The sequence below is a fragment of the Rubripirellula tenax genome, from assembly GCF_007860125.1.
GTDB lineage: Bacteria > Planctomycetota > Planctomycetia > Pirellulales > Pirellulaceae > Rubripirellula > Rubripirellula tenax.
Window position 1 is genome coordinate 1 of sequence record NZ_SJPW01000023.1, and the last position, 4,853, is coordinate 4,853.

Consider the following 4,853-nt stretch of genomic DNA (forward strand, 5'->3'; position numbering starts at 1 on the left):
ATCATCGTTCCACAACTCTTCGGGTGTCCCAGGCGGCACACCAGGAGTGGCAAGGTCGATGATTTCTTGTTGACGCTTCTTTGAGATTGCCATTGATTCTAGTGTGGAAGTTTGTTCGGCGAACGGTTGGCATCACCGGGTGGCGGCGAAAATCGTGATTTCGAGAAAACCGTGCCACCGCCACTCCGGTGCATGCCGTGGTTATCCCATTGCATTGAATCGAGCATTGAATCAGCGTTGGGCAGTGGTGACCACCGTTCAACAGCATAGCGGGCATTGAATCGTGCGGCAAGTTTCGAGCTTTGCCGACCGTCAGCGGGTCGGGCACGGCGACCGAAGGGAGCCGAAACGCGGACTCTCTCGCCAATGGCGAGGCCCGGTGGGAAAAGACAAATAGAGCCATTGGCGAGAGTGTCCGCGTTTCGGCAGCTTGCAGCGGAGTAAACCATTCCAATGCCGGACGAACCGCAAGCTTCGGGCATGGGGAAACGCTGGAAGCAACCTGGAGAACGTGACGTTCCGCACCGCCGGAAAAAATAGATCAGCGCGACCAAGAGATTTTCCGGCGATGCGGTACGTCACGTTCGGACGTGATTTCGAGTCAAGCGTTTAAAGCAAAGTCGGCCGGCATCCCCGGGAGTCGAGCGTTGCCGATCGAACCGCAACGAAGCAGGATCAGCCGGCACCTCCGCGCATTAGTTGGGATAACGGTACGCATCACCGGGCGGCGGCGATTGACGTGCAAGCAGACGAAAAAGTTGACCACCGCCGCTCCGGTGCATGCGATGGTTATCAGACTTACAACGCTGCGCTTCGGGGTGGCAGTGGAGGAACATTCGCCCGCTGCCGCAAGCTTCCCATCTTAACGCAATTTGCCCCGCTCACGGGTGGGAAGTGGGTGGTGTTCCTGGAGATCCGCCGTTGTGAATTCAAAATCCATAGGCAATGCCGAACCCGAGACGGGGCGCAGCGACCGCTATAGCAATGGTCGCTAGGGCAACCAACACAGAACGTCGAATCGCTCCCCGTCCAATTCCGCGGCGAGCGTATGCGAATAGAAGTGAACAAGCGACCCATATCGTGGCCGTCAGCACAATGTCCCGCATTCGCAATGGTCCAAGCGTTCGTATTGGAGTGAAGTTGGCAATCAGTATGGCAACTGCGCAAATCAAACAGCAGTAAGCCGCGAAGCCCATCAGCCAAGATCCTATTCTGTTTTGCAGAGAATCGTTTTCGATGAGGTGGTCGGTATGTGTTTTGGGAGGAGCAAATGGATGTAGGTGCATCATGTTTCAGTTTGTTGACGAAGACCAGTCGGCGAATGTTGGAGAAACTTGTGTTGAGACTGCGCGCGTTAATGATGGAGCATCTTGATTCGCGAGGACAGAGTAGGAGATAGTTTGCCAGTACGTCCGTTGCCAGTCGGATAACGTTACCGATCAGCCGGCGGCGACGGTTGATCATCCACTTCAAAACGCCCGACTTCGCCGCTCGGTTGCATCGGATGGTTATCAGACTTACAACGCTGCGCTTCGGGGTGGCAGTGGAGGAACATTCGCCCGCTGCCGCAAGCTTCCCATCTTAACGCAATTTGCCCCGCTCACGGGTGGGAAGTGGGTGGTGTTCCTGGAGACCCGCCGTAGTTTACCTAGAACTCGACCAACGACACACGATCAATGTTCTTCATGTCGGCAGCATCGCGGTGTTCGTAACTACAGCCAAGTTCGTTGTCGGCGAAGTAAAAATGTGGGACGTATGCATCTAGGTCGATGATTAATTGTTGGTGGGCCTCTTCGCTCCGGTCGAAGGAATGAGGCCAATCGGATTCGTGTTTGTCGGAAACAAATCCGAAAATCGATCGATAGTCCTCGTCATCTTCGTCGTCAATGTCTTCCGGTGGCATGGGCCACCCCCTGCCATCAGTGACGAGCTCCAATTTTTGCGACCCGGCCGTCCAAAGGCGAACGTAAAATACCCCGCTATCATCAATTGCCCCCGTCGTAAGAACGTCGCCCGGAAATTGATTTCGTAACGGTTCCAGCGACTCATTGTATTTCAGGTGATCAGCGAAGGTTGCCCATCTTTGATGCGGTGTTTGCACCAGCAATGACCAATTGCCGGAAGGCGGCACAAAGTCACGAATCGCAACCGAGTCGGTCACGTCAGTGATGCCCGAAACACAGTCACATGAGAAGAGTTCACTGATCACATCATCGGCTGCCGGTCGAATCAACCACGAGCTCCAGGTTTGCGGCGCAGTCCACGTTGTCCAGACGCCCCTGCGTGTAGAGATCTTGCGCCGATAGAAAGACTTTTCGTAGAGCTTGGCCATGAAGCATCTTCAGTCGGGTAACGTTACCGATCACCGAGGACCGGGAGTTGAGCGTCCATTCGTGAAAGATGACCACCGGTCCTTCGGTGCATCGGATGGTTCCCCGCATTGTAGTTTGGCAGGAGCCTAAAAGAGTGAAACAGCCTCACCGTCGGTGATATTGCCCTGTGAGTCGAAATAGACGGCGAGGCAATGATCAAGCAATCTCGGATCGTCCCCACCACTAATGAAAAACATCTCGTCTTCGTATTCGTTGCCGGAAAGGATGAATGTTATTGAAAAAGGGGTTTTGAGCATACCTCGTAGTTGTGAGGCGGTCACTTGCGGTGGGTCTTCTTCGCCACAATCCAAAAACCCGTTCAGTTGATCGAGTAGGTTTGAGACGGCGTACTCACGAAACGCTTTAAAGTAACGCACGCGGCCCTTCCAAACCCGTTCTGCTATTGGGACGAAGCGTTGAATCGCGTCGTCCGTCTGGCAAAGGAAGTGAAGCGAGATCTCTGCGCCCTTGTGGTCCATCGCGACGGAATACGATCCATCACTGCGATGAAACTTCAACGCACCAAGCACTGGAGATGTGATTTTGCGTGGCATCGTTGGTACATGTTGTTTTTTGTCGGGGAACGTTTCACATCACCGGGTGGCGGCGGTTGACGTGATTTCAAAAAAACGTGACCACCGCCACTCCGGTGCATGTGTTGGTTATCGGCATTTATGAACGGGCGTTGATCGAGCGCTGGGCAGTGGATAACGCGCCGCCACAGTTTAGTGGGCGATGGTTAACGCGGCAAGCAATCGGGCGTTGATCGGGTCGGCAAGTAAACGGGCATTGTCTTTCGACGGTGCTTTGTGACGGTAAACGAAGGATCGAAAACGTTGTCGTTGGATCAGCAAACGAAAACAGCGAACAGCATCAAGGAATGCGAGAGGCGTGGGCTGAAGCATTCGCAAACGTAGGATCAAGGCGTTTGAATCGATGAGTCGTTAACACAACAGCCAAACGACGCACCGATGACCAAGCGTTGCAGCAATCGTTTGTGCAAGCAAACACGCGGAACATCTGGGGAGTCAGTCCGATAACGGGTCGATTCACCCAGCGGCGGGATGAATCATTGATTTGTCAGTGCACCTGATCGCCGCTTGGGTGCAATCGTTGGTTATCGGACGATCTCCTTTGTGAGATCATCAATGGGAATCGGACGCGAGTTGCCCAATAGTATTGGTGACCATGATCTGTGAATCAAGTGCTTTCGAACACCTGACCATAGATAGTATCTCCGTTCCAGACCAGGGGAAAATTTATTTGCGTCGATGTGGGAATTGACGATAAGAAATGCCAGTGGAACTGTGTACGGCTCGCTGCAATCCCACAGGTCCGAAGGCGGATGCTGCAAGCTATGTTCATATTTGTAAGTCGCAGCCCAGGATGCTAGGTACAGACCAATTATCAAATGAAAGATGAAGATTGACCGAAGCGATAACTTTGGTAATTGTGTTCGCTTCAGCATGATATGATTGCCAGAGTCCGAATGATTGCTTGTCCGATAACGACCGAATTCACCGAGTACGCGCGGTGGACGTTGTGATGGCCAAGTAACTCAACTCGCGTACTTCGGTGCAATTCATGGTTCCCCGCATCCAGGCTCCGTTGAATGGCCATCGCCTACACCCCAAATTGCGTCAAAGTGTTCACGGTAATAGTCAACGAGCCAGCCATTGTATTCAATGTACAGGCTAGCCAGAGTTTCAGCTACCGACGAATAGATCAGGCAGCCACGATCATCGCACATGTAGAATACAATGCTTTTTGACTCGTTGACGAAATAGATGGATTCGTTGATGCAGGGAGTTCTTCCCTGCTCAAGACATGCGATACCCCGCAGGATGCCCCGATAGTCCAAGCGGCTCTTTGCGGTCCTAATAAACGATCGGCGCAGAAGCGGTTCGCCGTCCTCTCCGTTGACGATCACTGCGTTGCAACAGGCTGACAGTTCGGGGATAAGTGTCGCAAGGTAGCCATCGGGATCAGTCGGATTCAATTCGTCGCCGGAAAATCCGAACTCGTTCACAATCAGCACGATGGAATCAGTGTGAAGCATGCAGCGTTCAAATAGCACCAAGGCTCTCTCCGTCGCCTGATCGACTCGCCTTGACGTTCCATTTGCATGGCCATCACCAAGTTCAAAACGGAGGTGAATCTTGCCAAAGTCCATGACATCAGAGTTCAGTTCAAAGCCGGGAAATGCAGCAGCGGTTTGTTGTTCAAAAACGTCGGAATCGAAAGATGCAGGCATTTGTCGGTGGAACGTTGATTCTCAGTCGGGGAACGGTTGCCATCACCGGGCACGGAGAGTTTGGCATCCATTTGTAAAAACTCGCAAGCCGTGCTCCGTGTGGAATGCTCCCCAAAACCTGATCCAGGGGTTATGAAAGTCTAGAGCCAATTCCGGCGAAGGATTTTCCATGAGCAAGAAACGACGACGACATTCACCCGAACAGATCATCAAGAAGCTACGTGATG

3 protein-coding genes are annotated in these 4,853 nt (G+C 52.8%); all 3 read right to left on the bottom strand.

Annotation, left to right across the window (positions count from 1 at the left end; genetic code table 11):
* Nucleotides 1-1,648: 1,648 nt before the first annotated feature.
* On the bottom strand, nucleotides 1,649-2,332 hold the full coding sequence (locus Poly51_RS30005) for a hypothetical protein (protein WP_146462639.1): 684 nt from the start codon (nucleotides 2,330-2,332) through the stop codon (nucleotides 1,649-1,651).
* A gap of 126 nt (nucleotides 2,333-2,458) precedes the next feature.
* Nucleotides 2,459-2,926: a DUF2262 domain-containing protein gene (locus Poly51_RS30010; RefSeq protein ID WP_146462640.1), complete on the bottom strand. Its 468-nt coding sequence runs from the start codon at nucleotides 2,924-2,926 to the stop codon at nucleotides 2,459-2,461.
* A gap of 1,028 nt (nucleotides 2,927-3,954) precedes the next feature.
* The gene (locus Poly51_RS30015; RefSeq protein WP_146462641.1) at nucleotides 3,955-4,626 is read right to left on the bottom strand and encodes a DUF3885 domain-containing protein; all 672 of its coding nucleotides are present in this window, start codon (nucleotides 4,624-4,626) and stop codon (nucleotides 3,955-3,957) included.
* Nucleotides 4,627-4,853 lie beyond the last annotated feature (227 nt).

Bases quoted from the DNA above. Each gene is read 5' to 3' on its own strand.
- Poly51_RS30005 (WP_146462639.1), bottom strand. From the start codon at position 2,332: ATGGCCAAGCTCTACGAAAAGTCTTTCTATCGGCGCAAGATCTCTACA.
- Poly51_RS30010 (WP_146462640.1), bottom strand. From the start codon at position 2,926: ATGCCACGCAAAATCACATCTCCAGTGCTTGGTGCGTTGAAGTTTCAT.
- Poly51_RS30015 (WP_146462641.1), bottom strand. From the start codon at position 4,626: ATGCCTGCATCTTTCGATTCCGACGTTTTTGAACAACAAACCGCTGCT.